The sequence below is a fragment of the Janthinobacterium agaricidamnosum genome, from assembly GCF_003667705.1.
GTDB lineage: Bacteria > Pseudomonadota > Gammaproteobacteria > Burkholderiales > Burkholderiaceae_D > Janthinobacterium.
Genome location: NZ_CP033019.1, coordinates 4,535,620 through 4,558,701 on the forward strand (window position 1 = coordinate 4,535,620; position 23,082 = coordinate 4,558,701).

Genomic DNA, 23,082 nt, shown 5'->3' on the forward strand with positions numbered 1-23,082 from the left:
TGAAGCGCGCGGCTTGCGCAGGGGACAGGCGGGGAATTAGCCGACCAACGAATTTTTAATGATTTTTGTCAATTTGGCAGCGTAATTCGGGTCCGTCGCGTAGCCGGCCTTTTGCAAGCCCTGGGCAAACGTGCTGGCGTCGCCCGCGCTGGCCAGCACTTTTTCGTAGCGCTTGTTGTTGGTAATCAACTGCGCATAATCCTTGAAGCTGTCCGCGTAGCTGTCGTAGGCGCGGAATTTTTCCACCTTGCGCTGCGCCTTGCCATTTACATATTCCGTGGTGACGGCTTCCGTGACCTTGCCCTTCCAGTCGCTCGACGCCTTGATGCCGAACAGGTTGTGGCTGCTGCTGCCGTCGCGGCTGATGATTTCGCGCTTGCCCCAGCCCGTTTCCAGCGCCGCCTGGCCCAGCATGAACTTGGCCGGGATGCCGGTGGCGCGGCTCGCCTCTTCCGCATGCACGCCCAGCTTTTCCTGGAAGGCGCGCACGTGCGGCGCCTGCGTGGCGTTGGCCTTGTCGCTCAGGGTCTTGCCGGTGCCGGCGGCGCTGCCTGCACCCTCGGTCAGCGCGCCCTGCTGCTGGCGGAACGCGGCCAGGGCCTGCGCCATGCTCGACGAACGGGGCGACGGCGCTTCGGCGCCGTCGGCGGCCAGCGCCTGGTTCGACGACGACAATTGACGGATCAGCACGTCCGCCAGGCCCGTGCCCCGCTTGGCCAGGTTCTGGCTCGTCTGCTGGTCCAGCATCGAGGTGTACATCTTGCTCTGCTGGCTATCCATGATGCCGTCCTGCGGCGTGGCCTCGCGCATGCTTTTCATCATCATGTTGATGAACATGGCTTCGAATTGCGTGGCCGCCTCTTTCAGGGCGGCGGGGTCCTTCGCCTTGGCGGACTGGCGCAGGCCATCCATGCCCTTGACGTCATAGGCGGCGGTATTGCTGAGGTCGGTTTGGCTGATCATGGCGTGTCCATCAAATGATTTCGAGTTCGGCGCGCAGCGAACCTGCCGCCTTCATCGCCTGCAGGATGGCCAGCAAGTCTTGCGGCGAGGCGCCAATGGCATTCAAGGCCTTGACCACGTCGGACAGCGAAGCGCCGCCCTTGACCAGCATCACCTTGCCCGGTTCCTTCTTGATATCGATCTGCGCCGTCTGCGTGACCACCGTGCGTCCGCCCGACAGCGGCGCCGGCTGGCTCACCTGCGGCTCGACATTGATGGTGACGGACAGGTTGCCATGCGAAATGGCGCACGTTTCCAGCGTCACGGACTGGTTCATCACGACGGAACCGGTGCGCGCATTCATGATGACCTTGGCCGCCAGGCGGGCCGGATTGACTTCGATGCTTTCCAGCTGGCCCAGGAAGGACACGCGCTGGTCGCTGCCGCCCGGCGACTGCACCTGGATCACGCGCCCGTCCAGCGCGGCGGCCGTGCCGGCGCCGTAGCGGCTGTTGATGGCGTCGACCACGCGGCTGGCCGTGGCGAAATCGGTGGCGTTCAATTCCAGGCGTATCGTATTGTTGGCGCCCAGCACCGAAGGCACGGTGCGCTCGACCGTGGCGCCGCCCGAAATGCGGCCCACGCTCAGGTGATTGATGACGACGGAGCTGCCGGCCGCCTGCGCGCCCACGCCGCCCACCAGCACGTTGCCCTGCGCCATGCCGTACACCTGGCCGTCGGCGCCCTTCAATGGCGTCATCAACAAAGTGCCGCCGCGCAAACTTTTCGCATTGCCCATCGACGAGACCGTCACGTCGAGCAGCTGGCCCGGCTGGGCAAACGCGGGCAAGGCCGTCGTCACCATCACGGCGGCCACGTTTTTCAGCTGCAAACTGGTGCCTTGTGGCAAGTTAATGCCCTGCTGCTGCAGCATCGCCGCCACGCTCTGGATGGTGAATGGCGTTTGCGTGGTCTGGTCGCCGCTGCCGTCGAGGCCGACGACGAGGCCATAGCCCATCAGCTGATTCTGGCGCACGCCGGCGATGCTGGCCAGGTCCTTGATGCGCTCGGCCTGCGCCACGGGCGCCAGCAGGGAGATGGCCAGGCCGAAAACAGCGGCAAAGCGGGGGAAAGTAAAAGTGGCCATGATCAGAACGGCAGCAGGCTGAGGAAGAAGCGCGACGCCATCGAGGCCATTTCGGCGCGGTCGATCTGGCTGTTGGTGCGGTATTCGACGCGCGCGTCGGCCACCTGGGTCGATGGCACGACGTTGCCCGTGCCGATGGTATCGGGATTGACCATGCCCGAGAAGCGGATGAATTCCGTGCCCTTGTTCATGGCGATCTGTTTCTCGCCGGCCACGATCAGGTTACCGTTCGGCAGCACTTCAATCACCGTCACGCCGATCGTGCCGGAAAAGGTGTTGCTGGCGGACTGGTTGTCGCCGTCCGCAAACTTGGTGGCGCCATTCGCCGAGACGGTGCCGCCCAGACGGCCCTGCAGCATGCCTGGCGTGGAAAAGCCCACGCTGCCCGACTTGTTGCCGGAACTGGCGCCCGCCTTGACGGCGTTCGTGCGCTCGGTAATGGCGATCGTCATGGTGTCGCCCACGTGGCGCGCGCGGCGGTCTTCGAAGGCGGGACGGTAGGTCGACGGCTGGTAGATGGAGCCGTTGCTGACGACCACGGGTTCGGGCATCGGCGCGCGCGTGGTGGTCGGGTACTGCACGATCGAGGTGGGCGTGATGGCGCAGCCGGACAGCAGGACTGCGGACAACAGGGCGATGATGGGGTATTGCATGACGAACCTCCGCTGCCATCCGGCGGCGGATGGCATGACGACTATGAAAATTAAAGTTGCGACAATTTCTGCAGCATTTGATCGGACGTGGTGATGGCCTTGCTGTTGATCTCGTAAGCGCGCTGCGTCTGGATCATGTTGACCATTTCCTCGGCCACGTTGACGTTCGACGTTTCGATATAGCCCTGCATCAGCACGCCGGCGCCGTTGGTGCCCGGGGTGTTGGTCTGCGCCACGCCGGAGGCGCCCGTTTCCATGTACAGGTTTTCGCCCTTCGATTCCAGGCCGGCCGGATTGACGAAGGTGGTCAGCTGCAGCGAGCCGATTTGCGATGGTGCAACAGTGTCGGGCAAGGTGACGGAGACGGTGCCGTCGCGCGCCACGGTCAGGCTCAGCGCATTGGTCGGCACGGTGATGGCGGGCTGGATGACGAAACCTTCGGAAGTGACGAGCTGGCCGTTGGCATCGGTCTGGAAGGAGCCGTCACGCGTGTAGGCGGTGGCGCCGTCCGGCAGCAGCACCTGGAAAAAGCCCGTGCCGTTGACCATCACATCGCGTGAATTGCCCGACGCCTGGGGATTGCCCTGCGTATGGATGCGTTCGGTAGCCACGGTGCGTACGCCCGTGCCGATCTGCAGGCCCGATGGCAGTTGGGTCTGCTGCGACGATTGCGCGCCCGGCTGGCGCACATTTTGATACAGCAAGTCTTCAAACACGGCGCGCGACTTCTTGAAGCCCGTGGTGCTGACGTTGGCCAGGTTATTGGCGATCACGTCCATCTGCGTCTGCTGCGCTTCCAGGCCGGTCTTGGCTATCCAAAGGGAACGAATCATGATTTTTCTCCAATAACGGCGCTAAGTAATTCTCGGGAAATTAGTGTGAATTTATGACAAACAGAACCGGATGCTATGCAAGGCGATCGCTGCGACGCAGTGCGAGCACTGCTAGCAGCGAGCAACGCCGCAGAGCGTCGGTTATGGAAGTCAGAAATCACAATAATTTATTGGGGGTTACTTAATCAGCCCTGTAGACTATTTCTATGTGACCATTATGCCGTGGTCCCCATCAATTCAAAGCGAGGATCTGGGTGGCTTTCGCCGCGTTATTCTCGGCATTCTTCAACAAGCTCATTTGCGTTTCGAACTGGCGCGCCAGAGCGATCATGCTGACCATGGAGTCGACAGGGCTGACATTGCTGCCCTCCAGGGCACCGGTGGTCAGCTTGACTGCCTGGTCGGCCTGCGCCACCGTGCCATCCTTCAGACGGAACAGGCCGTCGTCGCCGCGCACCAGTTGCTGCTCGGGCGGGTTGACCAGCTTGATGCGCCCCAGCACCGTCGACGGGCCTGGCGGCACGTCCGTGGATATCGTGCCCACCGTACCGTCGCTGGCGATGGCCACCGTCACGCCGGGCGGAATGGCCATGGGGCCCGTATCGCCCTGCACCATCAGGCCCGACTGCGTCTGCAGCATGCCGTTTTCATTGAGCTTCAGGGCGCCGTTGCGCGTGTAGGCTTCGGAACCATCGGCCGACTGCACCGCGATCCAGCCGCCGTTTTCCACGGCCACGTCGAGCGCGCGGCCCGTGTGCTGCATCGGGCCTTGCGTGAAGTCGGAACCGACCGTCGAATCGACGACGAAGGCGCGCGTCGGCATCATGCCATCGGCCACCACGGGCACGGCGCGAAACGAGTCGAGCTGAGCGCGGAAACCCGTGCTGGTGGCGTTCGCCAGGTTGTTCGCCGTGGTCGCCTGCTTGTCCAGGATGTGCTTGGCGCCGGAGCCGGCGGTGTAGATGAGACGGTCCATTTTTTATTTCTCCTGTTGCCTTCAACCCAAGGCAGAAAGCTGGGGTCAGACCCGGCGGGTCTGACCCCGGTACTATTAACGCAGGTTGACGAGTGTTTGCATGACGGAATCCTGCGTCTTGATGGTCTGCGCATTCGCCTGGTAGGCGCGCTGGGCCGTGATCATGTTGACCAGTTCCGCCGTCAGGTCCACGTTCGACACTTCCACGGCCGAGGCGCGCAAGTCGCCCAGGCCGCCCGAGCTCGGCTCGCCCGTCATCGGGCTGCCCGAGGTCGAGCTTTCCGCCCAGGCATTGTTGCCCAGCGGCTCAAGGCCATTCGGATTGGAAAACTTGGTCAGTACCACCTGGCCCAGGTCGCGCGTCTTGCCGTTGTTGTACTGGCCCTGGATCACGCCATCGGAACCCACGACGAAACGGTCCAGCTGGCCAGCCGCATAGCCATCGGCCACGGTGCGCTTTTCGCTGGTGGACGAACTGAGCTGGGTCGAATTGGTGAAGTCGACCTTGATCGCCAGATTCGCGTTCGCGCCCGTGGCGGGGAAGACGGGCAGGTTGACCGTCACCGGCAGGGTTTGCGGCGGCGTCAGGGCCAGCATGGCGGCCTTGTCCAGGCTCCCGACGCTGTTGAACACCAGCGACGCCGACTTCACGGCGGGCACTTCCGTCACCGCGGAGATCCTGCTGTCGATCTGGTCCGGCGTGAGGCTGGAATTGACGCCGTTGGGCACGGCGCTGCCATAGGTGGCGCTGATGGCGGCAAGCTGGGCCGGGCTGGCGCCGGCCGCGGCGGCGGCGGTGCGTATGGCGACACCGGCCGCATTGCCATAGGCAACGGCGGCGGCCGTGATATTGGCGGGCACCAACGGCACGGCCGTGACGGCGGCCTGATAGGCGGCGCGCGCGGCCAGCGAGGCGGCATCGGTTTGCGCCGCGGCGACCACTTTCGCGCTGGTGATTTCCTTGCCGTCAGTGGCCGTGTAGACATCCCAGGTATTGGTGCCCGTCTTGACGTAGAAATTGGACATGGTGTGGGAGTTGCCCAGCGAATCGTAGACGGGCACGGGGAATTGCTTGGTCCACGACTTTTGCTCGCCCACGGTGAACGGCACCACGGTCGGCATGGCCGAATTGGAATCGAGGTTGACCTGGGTATCGACCTTGGTGGTCGCCTGCGGCGCCATGTCGGACGGGTCGATCTGCAGCGGCACGGTGGCGCCGGCCAGGATCTTGCCGTTCACATCGGCCGGATAACCCGTCAGCTGGGCTTTCTGGGCATTGACGATGAAACCGTTCTTGTCGACCTGGAACTGGCCGTTGCGCGAGTACTGGATGGCGCCGTTCACGCTGGTGCGGAAGAAACCGCCGCCGTTGATGGCGATGTCGAGCGGATTGGACGAACTTTCCAGGTTGCCCTGGTTGAACAACTGCGCCACCTGCGACACGGACACGCCGATACCGGGCTGGTTGCCGCCCACGCCATACAGCGAGTTGGCATAGATGTCGGCGAACTGCGCCTGCGATTGCTTGAAACCCACGGTGGCCGAGTTGGCGATGTTGTTACCGATGACGTCCAGCGATTTGGCGGCGCCGTTCAAGCCGCTCAGGCCTTGTTGGAAAGACATTGTGTTCTCCTGGTAGAAAATAGGGGTAGAGGGTCTACGCTACAAATGAGCGGCTTACAAAATCTGTTTCACATCGGCCATGGTGATACTGCCCACGCCCGGCACATTCAACTTCACGCCGCCGGCGCCCGTCGACACGCTGGCGACCGAACCGAACATCAGCGCCGCCGCATCGGTCAGCTTGGCGCCGCCCCGCTTGGCTTCCACCGAGAACGTATAGGCGCCGTCAGGCAGCACGATGTTCTTGCCGTCCTTGTCGAGCTCGGCCGTGGAGCCGTTCCAGCCCAGCGGCAAGGTACCCGCATCCTGCGGGCCCAGGTCGATGGAATGGACTTCCTTGCCCGTACTGTTGTAGATGGTGACCTTGACGCTGTCGGCCGGCGTCGCCAGGTCCACGCCCAGCAGGGCCGCGCTCTTGCTCAGGTTAATGCTCTTGCCTGCAGTCAAGACGCCGTGGCCGATGATATTGGCCGCCTGCATGGATTCGGCTTGCTGGTAGCTGGTCTTGAGCGTTTCCAGCGTGGTATTGAGCTTGTTGACGCCCGTCACCGTGGACAGCTGGGCCAACTGGCTGGTCAGCTGCGCATTGTCCAGCGGGTTCATCGGATCCTGGTTTTGCAGCTGGGTCACCAGCAGGGTCAGGAATTTGTTCGTTTCTTCCTCGACGCTGCCCTTCGCGGCCGTGGTCTTCTTCGGATTCATCGTCGCCATCAGGTCGGTGGTGACGGTTTTGCTCGTATCGATGGTTGCCATAATGGTCAGTCAGCCTTATTGGCCGATGGTGAGGGTTTTCAGGAGCAGCGACTTGGCCGCGTTCATGGTTTCCACGTTGGTCTGGTACGAGCGCGAGGCCGACAGCATGTTGACCATCTCGTCGACCGTATTCACGTTGGGCATGGTGACGTAGCCCTTCTCGTCGGCCAGCGGATTCTTCGGGTCGTAGACCAGCTTCATCGGCGACGGATCTTCGATCACCTTCTGCACCTTGACGGCCGTGGCGCCATTGGCCATGGGCACGGCTTCGAACACCACCTGCTTGGCGCGGTAGGCTTCGCCCGTGGCGCTGGTGGCGCTGTCGGCATTGGCCAGGTTGCTGGCCACCGTGTTCAGGCGCTGCGCCTGGGCGCTCATGGCCGAACCGGAAACATTGAAAATATTAAATAGCGACATGATTATTGTCCTCCCTGGATGGCCGTCAGCATGCCCTTGATCTGCGAGTTGAGGAACGTTACGGCCGCCTCGTAGCGGATGGCGTTATCGGCAAAGGCATTGCGCTCGAGGTCCATGTCAACCGTATTGCCATCGACGGCGCCCTGGGCCGGCGCGCGGTACAGCAGCGGCGTGCCGTCGGCCAGGGTCTCGACCTTGCCGCCCGTGCTGCCACCCACGGCGGCGGCGACGCCCTTGCCCGGCATATGCTGCGGCGCCGTGCCCTTCAGGGCCGGCTGCACGCCATCCTTGCGTGCCATCGCTCCCTTCAGCGCGCTGGCGAAATCGACGTCGCGTGCCTTGTAGTTGGGCGTGTCGGCATTGGCGATATTCGAGGCGAGCAATTCCTGGCGCGTCGAGCGCAGGCTCAGCGCCGTCTCGTTGAAGCGCATGTAATCGTCGAGTTTCCCTATCATGTCAGGCTCCGGAAAGATCTGCCACTGGCGCCTGAGATGGCGGAAGGATGGCGGTATAGTGATGACAGGAAACATAGTACGGCGCCCGCCGGCAAGACCATCGCTGGATCAGACCGTGCTTTTACCCCTTAATCGTCGCTTCAAACGGGGCGGCGCGCACTATCATGGCACTATTCCAGAGGCCTACACCATGAAAACACCGCTTGCTTTCTTCTTCGCTCTTGCCGCCCTGCCACTGCTGGCGCAGGCGCAAAACGCCGGCCGGCAGACGCCGGAAGCGCTGCGCAACAGCGTGGAACAATTCCTGCAAGTGCAAAGCAACGGCTTGCCGGGCAAGGTGACGGTCACCGTCGGCGCCGTCGATCCGCGCCTGAACCTGGCCGCCTGCCCCGCGCCGCAAGCCTTCATGGCGCCAGGCGCGCGCGCCTGGGGCAAGACGACCGTGGGCGTGCGCTGCACGGCCCCCTCCAACTGGACCATCTATCTGCAGGCGAACGTGGCCGTCGTGGGCGACTATGTGGCCAGCGCCGTGCCGCTGGCGCAAGGGCAAGCCATCGATGCCAGCCAGCTGGTGACGATGCAGGGCGACCTGGCAGCATTGCCGGCAGGCATCGCCACAGACATGGCCCAGGTCGTGGGCGCCAGCACGAATATTTCCTTGCCGCCAGGCACGCCGATGCGCCTCGACACCCTGCGCCGCAAGCCGGTGGTGATACAGGGCCAGCTGGTGCGCGTCGTTTCCAGCGGCAACGGTTTCCAAGTGGCATCAGAAGGACGCGCCATCAGCAGCGCCGGCGACGGTCAGACGGTACAGGTGCGCACGCAGAGCGGCCAGCAGATCAGCGGCGTGGCGCGGGCTGGCGGCATGGTGGAGGTCGCCTTTTAAACTCGGATGGACAGCGATATTGTGGTCTGGCGCACTAAAGTTTCGGAAGAAGGTGCCGATAAAGACACATATCCCGGAGTTTTTTGACTTCGACCAGACGAGGATCACGCTGTGAAAATTACCGATAACACCATTAAAAGCAATCCCGGCCTGCCGGTGGCGCCCGCGAATACCTCGGGCGCCCGGAATGCCGAGAAAGCCCAGGCAACACCGACAACGTCGGACAATGTACGCCTGTCGCCGCAAGGACAGGCATTAGCGGCCAGTGCAACTGCCGGCAGCGGCGCCGTGTTCGACACGAAGAAAGTCGAACGCATCAAGCTGGCGATCGCCGACGGCCAGTTCCAGGTCAACTCTGAAAAAGTGGCGGACGGTCTCCTCGACACGGTCAAGGACTTGCTGCACTCACGAAATAGATAGGTTACCTCATGCAATCAGTGACTCCGTTTTCCAGCCTGCGCGACGAGCAACAGCTCATGACCACATTGCTGGCATTGATGAAAGAAGAACAGCGGCATCTGGTTGCGGCTGACATCGATGCAATCACGGAGCTCACGGCCCGCAAGACGGCGCTCGTCGGACAATTGAGCCAGCTGGCGGCGCAACGCCACCAGGCGCTGGCGGCGGCCGGCTTCACGGCCGCCGAAGCGGGCATGGAAGACTGGCTGGTCAGCACCAGCGACGCCGAGGCGGCGCCCCTGTGGAAAGCCCTGCTCGAGACGACGCGCGAAGCGAAGGAACAGAACCGGCTGAACAGCCTGCTGGTCAACAAACACATGCTGCACACGCAAGGCGCCCTGAACGCCATGCGCCCCACTGCCCAAAGCGGCAATTTCTACGGCCCCAGCGGCCAACCGATGGCAAACACGGCCAGCCGGCGCGTCGTCATCGGCTAAGCGCCTCCCGTCTTCCCCCAGCGCAGGCAACAATAGCGACAGGCACAGCAATAAGCCATTGCTGCACGCCTGACGCCGTCCCGAACAGCGGCCCCATATCACGACCATCCTGCACATCACCGCCGCGCCGCCCCTCCAGGGAGGCTGCGGCGGAGCCGGCATGCCCGCACTCCCGCCACAACGCCGCACGCAGAAACAACAGCGCCCCCCCTTCACGCCCACACATTTGAGCACGCTCAAACTTGAGGGGAATGATGACTATATGCTAATCCCTAGCATACGCCGCACCAATACATGGTGGGACTTTCCTCGCCGACACGAACATCATTCCCGCAGGCATAGCTAATCCATTGCACGCGTCCGGCTTGCGCTTTTGCGCTACGCCATGACGCACACCACTTCAACTGCAAGTACACAGGAGCATGATATGAACTCTCTCTCAGTAACCAAGGCTGGCGCGGCGCTGCTGCTCGGCTGCACCCTGCTGGCGCCAGCCGCGCAGGCCGAGACGCAAGCCGTGTTCTACAACCATCTCGTATCGACGGCCGTGGTGGCCACGCCGCTGCTGGCGCAAGACACCTTGTTCGTCGACACCTTCACGACAGAGCGCGGCTCGCTGCTGCAAACGACCACGTTTACGGTCGGCAGCGGCGTGCAATCGTTCACGGGCAACGCCGCCTGGCTGGTCACGGGCGCCAGCGAATTCGGTCCCCGCCTGACTGGCGTCAACATCGACTTGTTCGACTCCAGCAACAACCTGGTGCAATCGGATACGTTCACGGGCGTACTGGGCAGCTTCGCCCATTCCACCTTCAACGGCCTGCTGGGACCTGGCACCTATACCCTGGTAGCAAGCGGCCTCGGCGTGCGTGATTCCGTGCTGGACATTTCCATCACTACGGCCGTGCCCGAACCGGAAACCTACGGCATGCTGCTGGCGGGACTGGGGCTGATCGGGTATAGCGTACGGCGCCGCAAGACGGCTGCCTGACCCGCACCCGGCGCCTGCAAGCACTGCCGTAGCTGGCAGACCTGGCGCCGGTGCGGCGATGCCATGCACGGACTGGCCTATGCACGGACCGGCTTATGCACGGGCCAGCCTGTGCAGGGGCCAGCCTGTGCAGGGGCTGGTCTACGCACTCAACCGTGCGTGGGCCGGTCCGTATGCTGACGGAATTTCGCGGCGATGCCATTCGCCTTGATCAGGGCGGCGGCCTGCTGCTCGGGTGTCAACTCGTTTTGCAGCCAGTGCCAGTAGCTGTCCTGGTAGGGATTCGTGGTGCCGGGCGTGAGGATGTCGTCGTAGACCATGCGCAGGGCCAGCAGGTAGCCATACGCTTGCGGCGCGTCTTTCTGCACCACATCGCCATCGCGCAGGTAGGCCATCATCAGGGTCGACACGCTGGTCAGTTCCGCCTCATCCGCCTGCGCCGTCAGCTGGGCGATGGCTTGCCGCTTCCATGCCTGCACCAGCGGATCATCGGGACGGTTGCGCAGCGCGCTGCGGTCGCCGAACGGACCTTCCGACAGGAACAGGGTAGCCGCGCCCGGTACGCCGCCTTGCGCGGCAGTGGCCAGGTAGCCGAGGCGGTCCTCGCGCTGGCGCTGCGTCAGACCCGCGCACAGCTGCTGCTGGGCGGTTTTTTCTTCCACCGTCATCTCGCGCCCCAACTCGAATTCCATCCCCGGCAAGCGGTTTTCGCGCTGGAAGACGATGCAGTCGTCGATCAGGTTGTAGGCCGCATACGCGTCCTCCGGCTTGCCGCTGGCGCCCAGGCGTTCGAGCCGCTGTGCCAGGGACACGACAACGGGCGCGGCATCGGCGACCGGGGTGGCGTCGATATTCAAATACGACGCCAGGCTGCGTCCCGCCGGCGCGCTGGCGGCAGCGGTGGCGCCAGCGTCCGGCGCGCCGCCATCGGGTGCGGGCCAGTACACGAGCGCCAGCACTGCCGCGATGGCAGCGGCGATGGCAATACCGGTCAGTTTGCTGTTCATATGAGGTCGCGCATAAAAGGAAATGCACGTTACCACAGGCGAACGGCAGCTGGCCGCACGCCTCCGCACGCTCAGCCGCCGGCCTTTTTCGGCTGGTGGCCCAGCTTGGCCAGCGCCGCCATCACCGTTTCGACATGGTCGCCCTGCACTTCGATCACGCCATCCTTGACCGTGCCGCCCGAGCCGCATTGCGTGCGCAGCTGCTTGCCCAGCAGGGCCAGCGCGATGGCGTCCAGCGCCAAGCCCTTGACCACGGTCACGCTCTTGCCGCCGCGGCCCTTGGTCTGGCGCGACACGCGCACCACGCCATCGCCCGCCGGCGCCGTCCTGGCTTGCGCCTTGCACGCGCATTGCGCCAGCGGCTGGCGGCAGGCGGGACACATGCGGCCCGTTTCAGTGGAATAGACGAGACCGCCCAGGGAGCTGCTTTTCATGATGGAGAGATAATAGGTAGAAATAAAGGAAAGATGGCCGCGCTTGTAGCAAGCGGCGGCGTTCAGTTGGCGGGAACCGGTGCCGGCGCCACAGGCGCCGTCGGCACTTCCGTCACCGTTTCCGGGATTCCCGAGAGGATCGTCACGGCGACCCGGCGGTTGCGCGCGCGCCCTTCCGGGGTTTCGTTGGGCGCCACGGGGATATTGTCGGCGTGGCCCACCGCCGTCAGGCGCGACGCCTGCACGCCGCTGGCGATGAACAGGCGCACCACGGCGCTGGCGCGCGCGGCCGACAATTCCCAGTTCGAGGCAAAATTGGAATTGCTGATCGGCTGCACATCCGTATGCCCTTCCACCTGCACGTCGTGCGTATCATCCTTGAGCAGCACGGCGACGGCGCGCAGGGCCTGGTCCGATTCCGCCGTCAGGCGCGCCGCGCCCGGGTCGAACAGCACGCTGGCATTGATTTCCACGCTCACGCCGCGGCTCGTCTGCGTGACGCGCACCTTGCCTTCCTTGACCAGCGGCGCCAGGGTGGACGTCAAGTCCTGCGCCAGGCGCGTCATGTGTTCGCGCTCGCGGCGGATGGCTTCCGTGCGGCGTTTCAGGGCGGGGTTCGGCAACGGGATCGCCTGCGGCGCTTCCATGATGATGGGCGGCGCGCCCTTTTCCAGGCTGAAGGCCTGGCCGATGGCGTTCTGGAAGACGCGGTACTTGCCTTCGTTGACTTGCGAAATCGCGTACATCACGACGAAGAACGCGAACAGCAAAGTGATGAAGTCGGCATACGAGATCAGCCAGCGGTCCTGGTTGTCCGGTTCCTCGTCATACTTCCTGCGCGCGCGCCGCATCATGGTCAGTGCTCGCTCAGTGCTCGTGAAGCAGGCTGGACACGCGCTCTTCGATGATGCGCGTGTGGTCGCCCGTGGCGATGTCGTACAGCACGGCGGCCGTGATTTCATACTGCAGCACGCGGCGCGAGACGATGGCCTTGAGTTTATTGGCCACCGGCAGGAACAGCAGGTTGGCCAGGCCAACGCCGTAGATGGTGGAGACAAACGCCACTGCGATGCCGCTGCCCAGTTTGCTCGGGTCGGTGAGGTTTTCCATCACGTGGATCAGGCCCAGCACGGCGCCCAGGATGCCGATGGTGGGAGAATAGCCGGCCGCCGATTCCCACACCTTGACGGCCTGGCGCTCGGCCATTTCGTAGGCGGAAATTTCCACGTCGAGCAGCTGGCGCAGCTTGTCGGGCGCGATGCCGTCGACGATCATGCGCAAGCCCTTGGCGTTGAAGCGGTCGGCCGTGTTTTCCATCAGGCGCTCGAGCGCCAGCGGGCCGTCGCGGCGCGCCGTCAGGCTCCATTGACCGATGTCGCGCGCCAGCGCGGCGCGCGTGTCGGCGGGCGGCAGGAAGACCCAGCGCAGCATTTCCAGGCCGCGGACAAAAGTGCGCAACCGCGTTTGCAGCAGCACGGCGCCGAAGGTGCCGATGATGACGATGGCAAAGGCGGCCGGCTGCAGCAGGGAGGCCATCTTGCCGCCTTCCAGTGCCTGGCCGACCAGCAGGCCCGCCAGCGCCAGCGCCAGCCCGATTACGCTGGACCAGTCCACGCCTGCTCCCTCAAGGTTGCGCGCAGGCGCGCGACGGCCTGGGTATGCAGCTGCGAGACGCGCGATTCGGATACGCCCATCACCGCGCCGATCTCCTTCAGGTTCAGCTCTTCTTCGTAATACAGGCCCATGAGTATTTTCTCGCGTGGTGGCAGCGCGTCGATGGCATCGATCACGGATTGCCGGAAATCGGTATCGAGCAGGGAACGCAAGGGGTCGCTGTCCTCGTCCACGCAGTGGCGGTCGAGGAAGCTGTCATTGCCGTCCGGGTCATGAAAGTCTTCGTAATACACGAGCTGGTGGCCGCCGCCGTCGCCCAGCATTTCCTGGTAGTCGGCCAGCGACATCTTGAGCAGCTTCGCCACTTCCGATTCCGTCGGCGGATGGCCGAGGCGCTGCTGCAAGGTGCTCATCGCCTCCTCGATCTTGCGCATGTTCTGGCGCATGCTGCGCGGCAGCCAGTCGCTGGTGCGCAATTCGTCGAGCATGGCGCCGCGGATGCGCAGCACGGCATAGGTCTCGAACTGCGCGCCATGCGTCTCTTCATAGCGGCTAATGGCATCGAGCAGGCCGATCATGCCGGCCTGGATCAGGTCATCGACCTCGACCGAAGGCGGCAATTTCGCCTTCATATGGTGCGCCAGACGCTTCACCAGCGGAATGTGCTCCGTCAGCAAATAGTCCTTGTTCGATTTCCCTTTGACCGTGTACATAGGCTGCTTATTGTTTTCTCATCTTATCTGGTGCTGCGGTTCGATTCAGGCGCTGAACTGGTGCGGGCTCCCCGTCTGGTACAAGGTGCCGCCAAGCACCGGCGCCGCCGAACGGGCCAGCCGCTCGGCCAGTCCGCGAAACGCCACCGAGGCGCCCGCCAGCGGAAACGCATCGACCACGCTGCGGCCCAGGCGCGCCGCGCGGTGCAGATATTCATCGGCAGGCACCGAACCCATCGAGGTCAGCTTCACGGCCAGGTAGCGGCTCGCCGCCTGTGCCATATTATCGTATACCACTTTTGCCTCGGATTCGGAAGCGCCCGTGACGAGAATGCCGAACGGACGGCGTCCCAGTTCCTGGCTCAGGCGCTTGATCAGGCAGTACGCCGCCTTGATCGAAGTGGCGCTGGTCGACACTTGCACGACGATATCCGACGAGGCCATCAAGGGCACGGGGAAGCAATCGCCCTCGTCGGCCACGACGCCGTCGACCAGCACGATGCCGCTCTGGCGCGCCAGCACCTCGAAAGTCTTGCCCAGGCGGCGCAATTCGTCCTCGCCCGCATAGTCCATGCTGTCCATCAGGTGGTTGCGCGCGCCCAGGCTGGCCACGCCGAAGCCTTGCGGCACCTGGTGGATGACCTGGTTCAGGCCGCACTGCTGGCGCGCCACGTCGCGCAGGCTGGCGCCGTGCGCCAGTCCCAGCCGTGCAGCCACGCCATCGCTGCCGCCGCTGGCGTCAAGCAGCAGCACGTCATTGCCGCCATAGGCGAGCGAAGCGCCCAGGTTGACCAGCATGGCGCCCTTGTCGTCCTGCGGCGTGGCCGAGAGGAACGTCATGACGCGCGGCTGCGGGCCGGCCAGCATGCGGCGCAAGCCCTCGGCCTGGTCGAAATCGAAATTAGCCAAGGTGCACCCCGCGCGCTTCATTGTTGCGGGCGGCCGCCTGCGCCATCAGGAGCGGCAGTTCGGCGTCGGAAAACTGCGTGGCCGCCGAGTCGCGCTTGAGCTTGAAGGCGCGGTCGATCAGGTAGCCGCGGTCGGCCAGGTACAGGTCTTCCGGCACGCGCTGGCCGTTCGACACATAAAACAGGTTCAGCTTCTGGCGGATCACCACGTCGAGCACGTTGCCGATCGACGCCGCTTCATCGAGCTTGGTCATGATGCAGCCGGCCAGGCCGCTGCCCTGGTAGGCGCGCACCACTTCGTTCAGGGTTTCCTGCGTCGCCGTCGAGTTCAGGCACAGCAAACGCTTCACGTCGGCGCCGGCGCCCGACAGCATGGCCACCTGCTCCGTCACCATCTGGTCGCGCTGGCTCACGCCCACGGTATCGATCAGCACCGTGTGCTTGTTCTTGAGTTCCTTCAGGGCGATGCGCAAGTCCGCTTCGTCCTTCACCGAATGCACCATCACGCCGAGGATCTTGCCGTAGATGCGCAGCTGTTCGTGCGCGCCGATACGGTAGGCGTCCGTGGTGATCAGGGCCAGCTTTTCCGGGCCGTGGCGCATCACGCAGCGGGCAGCCAGCTTGGCCGTGCTGGTGGTCTTGCCGACACCGGTCGGGCCGACCAGCGCGAACACGCCGCCCTGCTCCAGCATGGCGTCTTCATTGGCGACCGTGTTCAGGTTGCGGCTCAGGACGGTCTTGATCCAGCGCATGCTTTGCGCACCGTCGAGGCCGGCGGGCAGCTTGTCGATCAGGTAGCGCGCCAGGCTGGCCGAGAAGCCGGCCGCCAGCATTTCGCGCAGCACGACGGCTTTTTGCGGCTCGCGCTGCTGCGTCGAACCCCACGAGATTTCCGCCAGCTGGGTTTCCATCATGCCGCGCATGGCGCGGATTTCATTCATCATGCCGCTCATCTCGGCGGCGGCGTTTTCCTTGACGTGCGCCAGCGCGCTGGCCATCATCTGCTGCATGCGGGCCATGTCCACTGGCTCGCCGGCTGCCTGGCGCGGCGCGGCAGGACGCGGTGCGGCCGGGCGCTGGGCCGGGGCGGCCGGACGCTGCGGCGTGGCGAACTGGGTCTGCAACTGGGGACGGGGCTGGGCCATTTCGGACGCGGCCGGCGGCGACGCCAGCGAAGCGGCATCGTCATTGGCCAGCGCGAGGATTTCCACCACGCCATCGGTCTGGCGGTTCGACAGGATCACGGCGTCGGGACCCAATGCTTCGCGCACCTTGCGCAGCGCATCGCGCGACGAGGCGCCCGTAAATTTCTTCACATTCATGACCGGCCTCCCAAGGCGGGGGTGGCGCAATATTGGCTGAACTGTGTGACCATCATCGACTCCTGTTGCTTGGGTGCTGTCTTCCACATGGACACAGATCACCCGGACAGTTTCTATTATTAGCGATGCTTGCAGGAAATGATCGAAGGAACAGGACGGGAAAGTACCCGTTATTCAGTTTGCCGGCAGGAAATTGATGTTTATTTGACCAAAAGCAAGGGCCGAGAAGCTGGGGTCAGCCCCCCACTAACGCTAACGCAAAGCTCCGCGCTAACGCTGGAGGGGGTCTGACCCCGGTACTAATACTGTCAACTACTGCGCGCCCACCAGGCTGGTGACGCGGATCGTCTTGGTTTCCGGCACTTCCGCATGCGACAGCACTTTGAGCTGCGGCAAGGCGCGGCGCAGGAAGCGCGACAGCAGGGCACGCAGCGGCGCCGGCACCAGCAACACGGGCGTCAGGCCCAGCGCTTCCTGCTGCTGCGCGGCCAGGCCCGCCTGGTGGGCGATGGTATCGGCCAGGCCCGGCTCGATGCCGGCGCCGTCGCCGCCATTGCCCATCGCCTGCATCAGCAGGCGCTCCAGGCGGCTGTCGAGGGTCATCACGGACAACTCGGCCGCGCCGGGGAACAGCTGCTGCACGATGGCGCGGCCCAGCGAGACGCGCACCAGCGCCGTCAGGTCGTTCGGGTCTTGCGTATGGACCGTATGCTCGGCCAAGGTTTCGATGATGGTGCGCATGTCGCGGATGTGCACGCCCTCGGCCAGCAGGTTCTGCAGCACTTTCTGCAGGGTCGACAGCGACAGCATCTTCGGCACCAGGTCTTCCACCAGGCGCGGCGCATCCTTGCCCAGGTGGTCGAGCAGCGACTGCACTTCCGCGCGGCCCAGCAGCTCGGAAGCATGCGAGGTGATCAGGTGATTCAAGTGCGTGGCCACCACGGTGCCCGCATCGACGACCGTATAGCCCATCGATTGGGCCTGGTCGCGCAGGCTGGCGTCGATCCAGGTGGCAGGCAAGCCGAACGCGGGGTCGCTCGTGGCCAGGCCCGGCAAGGTGCCGCTGGCCATGCCGGGATTGATCGCCAGGAACTGGCCGTTGAACGCTTCGCCCACGCCCACTTCCACGCCCTTGAGGGTGATGCGGTAGGCGGACGGCTTCAATTCCAGGTTGTCGCGGATATGCACGGGCGGCGCCAGAAAGCCCACTTCCTGGGCAAATTTCTTGCGGATGCCTTTGATGCGCTTGAGCAATTCGCCGCCCTGCGTCTTGTCGACCAGGGGGATCAAACGGTAGCCCACTTCCAGGCCCAGGGTGTCGACGGGCATGATGTCTTGCCAGCTGGCTTCTTCCTGCTCGGGCGCCACCGTGGCTGGCGGCGCTTCGGCCGGCTTTTCGGCCGCCGCTTTTTCCTGCGTGCGTTTCTTGCTGATCAAATAGGCGGAGCCGGCCAGCAATGACGCCAGCAGGATGAAGACCATGTTCGGCATGCCGGGGATCAGGCCCATGCCGCCGATGATGCCGGCAGTAATGTACAGCACTTGCGGTTTCGCAAACAATTGCCCCACCAGCTGGGTGCCGATGTCCTGTTCGCTGGCCACGCGCGAGACGACGATACCGGCCGCCGTGGAAATGATCAGCGAAGGAATCTGCGCCACCAGGCCGTCACCGATGGCCAGCAGGGTGTAGTTCTTGAGTGCATCGGCAAAGCCCATGTCATGCTGCAGCAAGCCCACCAGCAGGCCGCCGACGATATTGATGACGGTCACCATGATGCCGGCGATGGCGTCGCCGCGCACGTATTTGCTGGCGCCGTCCATGGCGCCGTAGAATTCCGCTTCCTGCGCCACTTCCGTGCGGCGGCGGCGCGCTTCGTCTTCGCCGATCAGGCCGGCGTTCAGGTCGGCATCGATGGCCATCTGCTTACCCGGCATGGCGTCCAGCGCGAAGCGGGCACCCACCTCGGCGATACGGCCCGCACCCTTGGTCACGACGGTAAAGTTGATGATCGTCAAAATAATGAAGACCACAATACCGACCGTGTAGTTGCCGCCAATCAAGAAGTGACCGAACGCTTCGATCACTTTACCGGCCGCGTCAGCGCCCGTATGGCCTTCCGTCAGCACGACGCGCGTGGACGCCACGTTCAGCGACAGGCGCAGCATGGTCGACACGAGCAGGATGGTCGGGAACGCCATGAAGTCGAGCGGCTTGACCGTGTACAGCGCCGTCAGCAGCACGATGATGGACAGCGCGATATTAAAGCTGAAGAAAATGTCGAGGATGAAGGCAGGCAGCGGCAACACCATCATCGCCAGCAGCATGATGATGATGATCGGTGCGGCGACACCCTTGCTGGCGCTGCCTTTCAATCCGCTGAGCCAGGCTGGCATGGTCAGGCCGTTCATGGTGTGCTTCCTTTATTCTTGTCTGCCGCGTCTGCTGCGGGTTTGGTCTGCGATGCGGGGTCGAGCGGGTCGAGCTCGGGCGGCACGTCGAGTTTTTTCGGCTTGTCGGGGCGCTCGCCATGGCCGCTGCCGTAGCTGCGCAGCTGGAACACGTAGGCCAGTACTTCGGCCACGGCGCCGTACAGCGCCTCGGGAATCTCGTCGCCGATGTCCGTGTGCTTGTACAGCGCGCGCGCCAGGGCGGGCGCTTCCAGGATGGCGACCTTGTGTTCGCCCGCCAGTTCGCGGATCTTCGCCGCCACTTCGTCGATGCCCTTGGCCACCACCTGCGGCGCGCCGCGCGAATTCTCGCCATACTTCAAGGCCACCGCGTAGTGGGTAGGATTGGTCACCACCACGTCGGCCGTCGGCACGTCGGCCATCATGCGGCGGCGCGACATTTCATGCTGCATCTGGCGTATCTTCGCCTTGATCTGCGGATTGCCGTCCGACTCCTTCGCCTCTTGCTTGACTTCCTGCAAGGACATTTTCATCTTGTTGGCGTAATGCCACATCTGGTACGGACCATCGATGGCGGCGATCAGGCCCAGCGCGCCGACGATCAGCAGGAAGGCCGTGATCAGCAGGCTGATCAGATGGGCCGAACCGGCGCGCAGGGATTCCACCGACAGGCCCAGCACGGCATCCTTTTGATGCTGCATCACCATCCAGGCGACGACGCCGACGACGAGGGTCTTGGCGATGGCCTTGAGCAGCTCCACCAGCGCATTCTTCGAAAACATATTGCCCAGGCCGCGAATCGGGTTGAGCTTGCCAAAATTGGGGGTGAACGCCTTGGAACTGAACAGCCAGCCGCCCACCAGCACGGGCGACGCGAGGGCGACGAGCATGATGGCCGCGGCGTACGGCAGGCAGGTCAGCAGAACGGAACCCACGTCGTAGCCGATGCGCAACATCATCGCGTCGGGATTGAGGATTTGCTCCCGGTCCAGGGTCAGCCCGGAAACCATGACAGCCGTCAGCCGCCGCACGATGGCGTCGCCGGCAAACCACAGACAGCAGCCGGACGCCATCAGCACCGTAAACGTGGCCACTTCACGCGATCGCGGAACGTCGCCTTCCTCACGCGCCTGCTCGAGGCGCTTCGGTGACGCGGCTTCGGTCTTTTCTGCGTCGCTGTCTTCCGACATCAATCAACTCCGGTGAAGTCCTGCAGCCTGGCTAGGCGCAATACGGACTGGGCATGACGCATTATCGGTTCAAGCGGGCGCGCGCCATCGGCGGAACAGGGGGGCAAATCCCCTGTATTTCCTTTACTCTCCGGTAACCTTAGCGGGACTTGCGCGCCTCGGCCTGTTTCACCGTCTGCTCGATGGCGCCAAACAGCGACTTGCCGTCATCGCCCAGCATTTCCAAACGAACAACATCACCAAACAGCAAGTACGGCGTGCTGGCGACACCATCGGCGATCATCTCCTGATTACGTCGCTCAACGATGCTGGAAAATCCCTTCTTGATCTCCTTGTTGGCGACGCCGCCCGCGCTGACCACACTGCCGGCGCGCGCGTTGCGCGTCTGGCACAGATGGGCGAGCAATTGCGGGTAATTGAACGCCATGTCGGCGCCCGCGTGGGGCTGGCCTGTCAACTTGCCGTTCAGGCTGCAACGCAAGGCGTAATGCACCTTGCCGCCGCGCCAGGCGTCGCCCAGTTCGTCCGGCGTGACGGCGACGGGCGAGCACGCCATGGCCGGCTTCGCCTGCAGGAAGCCGTAGCCGCTCGCCTGTTCGTCGGGCGCCAGGTTGCGCAAGGTGATGTCGTTGACCAGCATCAACAGCTTGATGTTCAGGTGCGCCTGGTCCGGCGTCGAGCCCATGGCCACGTCGTCCGTGATGGCGGCGATGCCCGCTTCATAATCGATGCCCCACTGCTCGTGCGCCAGGATGATGTCGTCGTGGGCGCCGAGGAAATCGTCGCTGGCGCCCTGGTACAGTCGCGGCGCCTCGCGCAGATTCGCGGGCACTTCAGTTCCCGCCGCCTTGCAGGCCCGCTCGATCTGCTGCAGATAAGAAGCGCCGGCCACGCGCAAACTGCTGCGCGGCAAAGGCGCTATGCAGTTGGCGGGATCGAACTCGAAGGCGCGATGGCCGCGGCCGCTATTGATGGTCTGGTACAACAAGTCCAGCTGGGGCGCGATGAAACTCCAGTCGTCGAGCGCCTTTTGCAGGGTCGAGGCGATGCCGTCGGCCAGATGGGCCGTTTTCAGGTCGCGCGAAACGACAGCCAGCTGGCCATCGCGCGTGCCATCGTTCAGGGTTGCTAATTTCATGTAGGGAAAACTTCGTCAAATGCAGGCAATTGAAGGCTAAAGACGCCAAAAAGCCGGGACATTCCCGGCTTTGACGGTCAGAAGAGTTTTACGCGAGGAGAGCGATCTGCTCGGGCGTCAGGTAGCACCACTCGCCTTCCGCGATGCCCAGCGATTCCAGGGTCAGGCTGCCGATGGCGGAACGGTGCAGCGCGCTGCAATGGTTGCCGGCGGCGGCCAGCATGCGCTTGACCTGGTGGTATTTGCCTTGCTCGAGCACGATTTCCAGCTGGTGCTCGCCGCGCTTGACGCAGACGAGGGCCGCCAGCGGGGCCGGTTCGTCGTGCAATTGCACGCCAGCCAGCAGCAGAGCCACCAGCTCATCGGTCACGGGCTCTTGCGTCGTGGCCTGGTAAATTTTCGGAACGTGACGCTTCGGCGACGATTGTGCATGGATAAAGGGTCCATCGTCGGACATCAGCAGCATGCCCGTCGTATCGTGGTCGAGCCGGCCGACGGGCTGGACTTCGCGCCAGGTAAACTGTTCCGGCAGCAGGGTCAGCACGCCGGGATGATGGCTGGGTTTGCGCGAGCATTCGAAGTTGGCGGGCTTGTTCAGCGCCAAGTACAGGTGGGCGCGGTACACCCACTCTTCTTCGAACACGTGCAGCACCAGGCCGTCGGTCTCGACGGTGGTGCGGTAACTGGTCTGGGTGACGCCATCGATGACGACATCGCCATCTTCGATAAGGGAACGGCAATATTTACGGGTGCCAAAACCCTGCGATTGCAGGATGCGGTCTAGGGATAATTTACTCATGGGCGTGACTTTACCAGAAGCGGCTGGCAGCGTGAAGCGGCCCTGTACCAGGCCGCCGAGGTCGCACCAGCCTTGCGCAGGCACAGATGAGCTGAAGTGCAAGGTGAGATTTCGATATAAATGGTCAATTCCTTTGAGAAATATCAAGCGCTTGGAATATCGCATTGATAGACTGAAACTTCGTTAGGAATCCGCCTAACGAGCTTTAGGAATAATAACCAGGCAACGACTCACAAGGACATAGTATGAAGCATACCGATACCATCGCCTTAGAAGGCAGCATCGCCGACATGCGCCAGCGCATCGCTACGGAACAGGCGGCCATGCACAAGGTCAGACTCGGCGTGGCGCGCTGGAGCAACACCCCTGCGCAGCAGGACGGGAACGCAACGCCGTCGCCAGCAAGCCAGACGCACTGGCATGCCGAGGCCCAATGCCATTTCATGTGCTGGCTGGAGCTGGGCGGTTTTGCGCAAACGAATGCGGAAACCGAGAACGTGCCGACGCCCGCCATGGCGGCGGACACGCCGCCTGACATCAGTTCCGGCGCCAACGCCATCGCGACGCCGGCCCGGCAGGCAAGTAGCGTGCCCGCGCACTGCAACGGCTGCGCCGTCTGAAACCGGCCCATTCAACCAGCCATGCCCTGCCCTCGCATGCCTGCCTTGCCAGCACGCCCAGACACCACATCCGGCAACACCGGTCCATCCGGCACGAACGAGGAACAAAAGGAAACGGCGGCATTGCGCCGCCGTTCCCAAGCCCCATCGGGACTTTAGTGAGGAATGTAAATTCACTCAAAACCACATCTGCGATGCGGCGAGTAGTTCCAAGACTTGCCAATCAAGTTAGTACTGACAACATAGTTGATATATCGCCCCTCCTTGAAAAGAACTACGCTTTCACTATAGCCCAAGCAGCCCCATTTTCAAGCCAATTTACCACCTTATTGAAAATCATTCTCGACTGGCTTGCC

At 63.5% G+C, this 23,082-nt stretch carries 25 protein-coding genes; 5 read left to right on the forward strand and 20 right to left on the reverse strand.

What is annotated here, in order from left to right; all coding sequences use genetic code 11:
- Window positions 1–36: 36 nt before the first annotated feature.
- From flgJ to flgB, 9 genes are all read right to left on the reverse strand, one after another.
- The gene (flgJ, locus tag D9M09_RS20510) at window positions 37–963 is read right to left on the reverse strand and encodes a flagellar assembly peptidoglycan hydrolase FlgJ (protein WP_070220149.1); all 927 of its coding nucleotides are present in this window, start codon (window positions 961–963) and stop codon (window positions 37–39) included.
- Between the two features lie 10 nt (window positions 964–973).
- Entirely contained in the window at window positions 974–2,089 is a 1,116-nt protein-coding gene (locus D9M09_RS20515) for a flagellar basal body P-ring protein FlgI (RefSeq protein WP_070220151.1), read from the reverse strand.
- A gap of 2 nt (window positions 2,090–2,091) precedes the next feature.
- A complete protein-coding gene (locus D9M09_RS20520) occupies window positions 2,092–2,742 on the reverse strand; it encodes a flagellar basal body L-ring protein FlgH (protein ID WP_070220153.1) in 651 nt (216 codons plus the stop codon).
- Between the two features lie 50 nt (window positions 2,743–2,792).
- Window positions 2,793–3,575 carry a flagellar basal-body rod protein FlgG gene (flgG, locus tag D9M09_RS20525; protein WP_070220155.1) on the reverse strand — a complete coding sequence of 261 codons (783 nt, stop codon included), beginning with the start codon at window positions 3,573–3,575 and terminating at the stop codon, window positions 2,793–2,795.
- A 232-nt stretch (window positions 3,576–3,807) separates the two neighbouring features.
- Complete coding sequence (locus D9M09_RS20530) at window positions 3,808–4,551, reverse strand: flagellar basal body rod protein FlgF (RefSeq protein WP_034787153.1); 744 nt, start codon at window positions 4,549–4,551, stop codon at window positions 3,808–3,810.
- 75 nt (window positions 4,552–4,626) lie between these two features.
- Window positions 4,627–6,174, reverse strand: coding sequence for a flagellar hook protein FlgE (locus tag D9M09_RS20535; protein ID WP_070220157.1), 1,548 nt, complete (start codon window positions 6,172–6,174; stop codon window positions 4,627–4,629).
- 54 nt (window positions 6,175–6,228) lie between these two features.
- Window positions 6,229–6,927 (reverse strand): flagellar hook assembly protein FlgD, encoded by a 699-nt coding sequence (locus tag D9M09_RS20540; protein ID WP_070220159.1) that lies wholly within the window; start codon window positions 6,925–6,927, stop codon window positions 6,229–6,231.
- A 15-nt stretch (window positions 6,928–6,942) separates the two neighbouring features.
- Window positions 6,943–7,344, reverse strand: coding sequence for a flagellar basal body rod protein FlgC (gene flgC, locus D9M09_RS20545; RefSeq protein WP_034754081.1), 402 nt, complete (start codon window positions 7,342–7,344; stop codon window positions 6,943–6,945).
- 2 nt (window positions 7,345–7,346) lie between these two features.
- Window positions 7,347–7,799 carry a flagellar basal body rod protein FlgB gene (gene flgB / locus D9M09_RS20550; protein ID WP_070220161.1) on the reverse strand — a complete coding sequence of 151 codons (453 nt, stop codon included), beginning with the start codon at window positions 7,797–7,799 and terminating at the stop codon, window positions 7,347–7,349.
- 190 nt (window positions 7,800–7,989) lie between these two features.
- On the opposite strand from flgB, the gene flgA reads away from it, so the two are divergent.
- From flgA to D9M09_RS29385, 4 genes are all read left to right on the forward strand, one after another.
- Window positions 7,990–8,685: a flagellar basal body P-ring formation chaperone FlgA gene (gene flgA / locus D9M09_RS20555; RefSeq protein WP_121670254.1), complete on the forward strand. Its 696-nt coding sequence runs from the start codon at window positions 7,990–7,992 to the stop codon at window positions 8,683–8,685.
- Window positions 8,686–8,796: 111 nt separating this feature from the next.
- On the forward strand, window positions 8,797–9,105 hold the full coding sequence (flgM, locus tag D9M09_RS20560; RefSeq protein ID WP_034754089.1) for a flagellar biosynthesis anti-sigma factor FlgM: 309 nt from the start codon (window positions 8,797–8,799) through the stop codon (window positions 9,103–9,105).
- An 8-nt stretch (window positions 9,106–9,113) separates the two neighbouring features.
- Window positions 9,114–9,581, forward strand: a complete 468-nt coding sequence (locus D9M09_RS20565) for a flagella synthesis protein FlgN (RefSeq protein ID WP_070220165.1) — start codon at window positions 9,114–9,116, stop codon at window positions 9,579–9,581.
- A 427-nt stretch (window positions 9,582–10,008) separates the two neighbouring features.
- Window positions 10,009–10,572, forward strand: coding sequence for an FxDxF family PEP-CTERM protein (locus D9M09_RS29385; RefSeq protein WP_070220166.1), 564 nt, complete (start codon window positions 10,009–10,011; stop codon window positions 10,570–10,572).
- 149 nt (window positions 10,573–10,721) lie between these two features.
- On the opposite strand, the gene D9M09_RS20575 is transcribed toward D9M09_RS29385, so the two are convergent.
- The 11 genes from D9M09_RS20575 to D9M09_RS20625 all read right to left on the reverse strand — a co-directional run bounded on the left by D9M09_RS20575 (window position 10,722) and on the right by D9M09_RS20625 (window position 22,106).
- Window positions 10,722–11,579 carry a hypothetical protein gene (locus tag D9M09_RS20575; RefSeq protein WP_121670255.1) on the reverse strand — a complete coding sequence of 286 codons (858 nt, stop codon included), beginning with the start codon at window positions 11,577–11,579 and terminating at the stop codon, window positions 10,722–10,724.
- 71 nt (window positions 11,580–11,650) lie between these two features.
- Entirely contained in the window at window positions 11,651–12,013 is a 363-nt protein-coding gene (locus D9M09_RS20580; protein ID WP_070220168.1) for a translation initiation factor Sui1, read from the reverse strand.
- Window positions 12,014–12,075: 62 nt separating this feature from the next.
- Complete coding sequence (gene motD / locus D9M09_RS20585) at window positions 12,076–12,864, reverse strand: flagellar motor protein MotD (protein WP_070220198.1); 789 nt, start codon at window positions 12,862–12,864, stop codon at window positions 12,076–12,078.
- A 16-nt stretch (window positions 12,865–12,880) separates the two neighbouring features.
- Window positions 12,881–13,627 (reverse strand): flagellar motor protein, encoded by a 747-nt coding sequence (locus D9M09_RS20590; RefSeq protein ID WP_046685945.1) that lies wholly within the window; start codon window positions 13,625–13,627, stop codon window positions 12,881–12,883.
- Window positions 13,609–14,340 (reverse strand): RNA polymerase sigma factor FliA, encoded by a 732-nt coding sequence (locus tag D9M09_RS20595; protein ID WP_010400804.1) that lies wholly within the window; start codon window positions 14,338–14,340, stop codon window positions 13,609–13,611. Before D9M09_RS20595 ends, D9M09_RS20590 begins: the two co-directional genes overlap by 19 nt.
- 45 nt (window positions 14,341–14,385) lie before the next feature.
- Entirely contained in the window at window positions 14,386–15,249 is an 864-nt protein-coding gene (locus D9M09_RS20600) for a MinD/ParA family ATP-binding protein (protein WP_070220170.1), read from the reverse strand.
- Window positions 15,242–16,570, reverse strand: a complete 1,329-nt coding sequence (flhF, locus tag D9M09_RS20605) for a flagellar biosynthesis protein FlhF (RefSeq protein ID WP_070220172.1) — start codon at window positions 16,568–16,570, stop codon at window positions 15,242–15,244. The genes D9M09_RS20600 and flhF overlap by 8 nt, the downstream gene beginning before the upstream one ends.
- 312 nt (window positions 16,571–16,882) lie before the next feature.
- A complete protein-coding gene (flhA, locus tag D9M09_RS20610; RefSeq protein WP_070312135.1) occupies window positions 16,883–18,979 on the reverse strand; it encodes a flagellar biosynthesis protein FlhA in 2,097 nt (698 codons plus the stop codon).
- On the reverse strand, window positions 18,976–20,169 hold the full coding sequence (flhB, locus tag D9M09_RS20615; RefSeq protein WP_070312136.1) for a flagellar biosynthesis protein FlhB: 1,194 nt from the start codon (window positions 20,167–20,169) through the stop codon (window positions 18,976–18,978). Before flhB ends, flhA begins: the two co-directional genes overlap by 4 nt.
- Window positions 20,170–20,308: 139 nt before the next feature.
- Window positions 20,309–21,307, reverse strand: coding sequence for a fumarylacetoacetate hydrolase family protein (locus D9M09_RS20620; RefSeq protein ID WP_070312137.1), 999 nt, complete (start codon window positions 21,305–21,307; stop codon window positions 20,309–20,311).
- 88 nt (window positions 21,308–21,395) lie between these two features.
- Entirely contained in the window at window positions 21,396–22,106 is a 711-nt protein-coding gene (locus D9M09_RS20625) for a pseudouridine synthase (protein WP_070312176.1), read from the reverse strand.
- 245 nt (window positions 22,107–22,351) lie between these two features.
- On the opposite strand from D9M09_RS20625, the gene D9M09_RS20630 reads away from it, so the two are divergent.
- Complete coding sequence (locus D9M09_RS20630; protein WP_121670256.1) at window positions 22,352–22,726, forward strand: hypothetical protein; 375 nt, start codon at window positions 22,352–22,354, stop codon at window positions 22,724–22,726.
- The last annotated feature ends 356 nt before the right edge of the window (window positions 22,727–23,082 follow it).

Excerpts from the sequence above, each read along its gene's own strand:
- flgJ (WP_070220149.1), bottom strand. The coding sequence starts at position 963 with ATGATCAGCCAAACCGACCTCAGCAATACCGCCGCCTATGACGTCAAG.
- D9M09_RS20515 (WP_070220151.1), bottom strand. The coding sequence starts at position 2,089 with ATGGCCACTTTTACTTTCCCCCGCTTTGCCGCTGTTTTCGGCCTGGCC.
- D9M09_RS20520 (WP_070220153.1), bottom strand. The coding sequence starts at position 2,742 with ATGCAATACCCCATCATCGCCCTGTTGTCCGCAGTCCTGCTGTCCGGC.
- flgG (WP_070220155.1), bottom strand. The coding sequence starts at position 3,575 with ATGATTCGTTCCCTTTGGATAGCCAAGACCGGCCTGGAAGCGCAGCAG.
- D9M09_RS20530 (WP_034787153.1), bottom strand. The coding sequence starts at position 4,551 with ATGGACCGTCTCATCTACACCGCCGGCTCCGGCGCCAAGCACATCCTG.
- D9M09_RS20535 (WP_070220157.1), bottom strand. The coding sequence starts at position 6,174 with ATGTCTTTCCAACAAGGCCTGAGCGGCTTGAACGGCGCCGCCAAATCG.
- D9M09_RS20540 (WP_070220159.1), bottom strand. The coding sequence starts at position 6,927 with ATGGCAACCATCGATACGAGCAAAACCGTCACCACCGACCTGATGGCG.
- flgC (WP_034754081.1), bottom strand. The coding sequence starts at position 7,344 with ATGTCGCTATTTAATATTTTCAATGTTTCCGGTTCGGCCATGAGCGCC.
- flgB (WP_070220161.1), bottom strand. The coding sequence starts at position 7,799 with ATGATAGGGAAACTCGACGATTACATGCGCTTCAACGAGACGGCGCTG.
- flgA (WP_121670254.1), top strand. The coding sequence starts at position 7,990 with ATGAAAACACCGCTTGCTTTCTTCTTCGCTCTTGCCGCCCTGCCACTG.
- D9M09_RS20565 (WP_070220165.1), top strand. The coding sequence starts at position 9,114 with ATGCAATCAGTGACTCCGTTTTCCAGCCTGCGCGACGAGCAACAGCTC.
- D9M09_RS29385 (WP_070220166.1), top strand. The coding sequence starts at position 10,009 with ATGAACTCTCTCTCAGTAACCAAGGCTGGCGCGGCGCTGCTGCTCGGC.
- D9M09_RS20575 (WP_121670255.1), bottom strand. The coding sequence starts at position 11,579 with ATGAACAGCAAACTGACCGGTATTGCCATCGCCGCTGCCATCGCGGCA.
- D9M09_RS20580 (WP_070220168.1), bottom strand. The coding sequence starts at position 12,013 with ATGAAAAGCAGCTCCCTGGGCGGTCTCGTCTATTCCACTGAAACGGGC.
- motD (WP_070220198.1), bottom strand. The coding sequence starts at position 12,864 with ATGCGGCGCGCGCGCAGGAAGTATGACGAGGAACCGGACAACCAGGAC.
- D9M09_RS20595 (WP_010400804.1), bottom strand. The coding sequence starts at position 14,340 with ATGTACACGGTCAAAGGGAAATCGAACAAGGACTATTTGCTGACGGAG.
- flhF (WP_070220172.1), bottom strand. The coding sequence starts at position 16,570 with ATGAATGTGAAGAAATTTACGGGCGCCTCGTCGCGCGATGCGCTGCGC.
- flhA (WP_070312135.1), bottom strand. The coding sequence starts at position 18,979 with ATGAACGGCCTGACCATGCCAGCCTGGCTCAGCGGATTGAAAGGCAGC.
- flhB (WP_070312136.1), bottom strand. The coding sequence starts at position 20,169 with ATGTCGGAAGACAGCGACGCAGAAAAGACCGAAGCCGCGTCACCGAAG.
- D9M09_RS20620 (WP_070312137.1), bottom strand. The coding sequence starts at position 21,307 with ATGAAATTAGCAACCCTGAACGATGGCACGCGCGATGGCCAGCTGGCT.
- D9M09_RS20625 (WP_070312176.1), bottom strand. The coding sequence starts at position 22,106 with ATGAGTAAATTATCCCTAGACCGCATCCTGCAATCGCAGGGTTTTGGC.
- D9M09_RS20630 (WP_121670256.1), top strand. The coding sequence starts at position 22,352 with ATGAAGCATACCGATACCATCGCCTTAGAAGGCAGCATCGCCGACATG.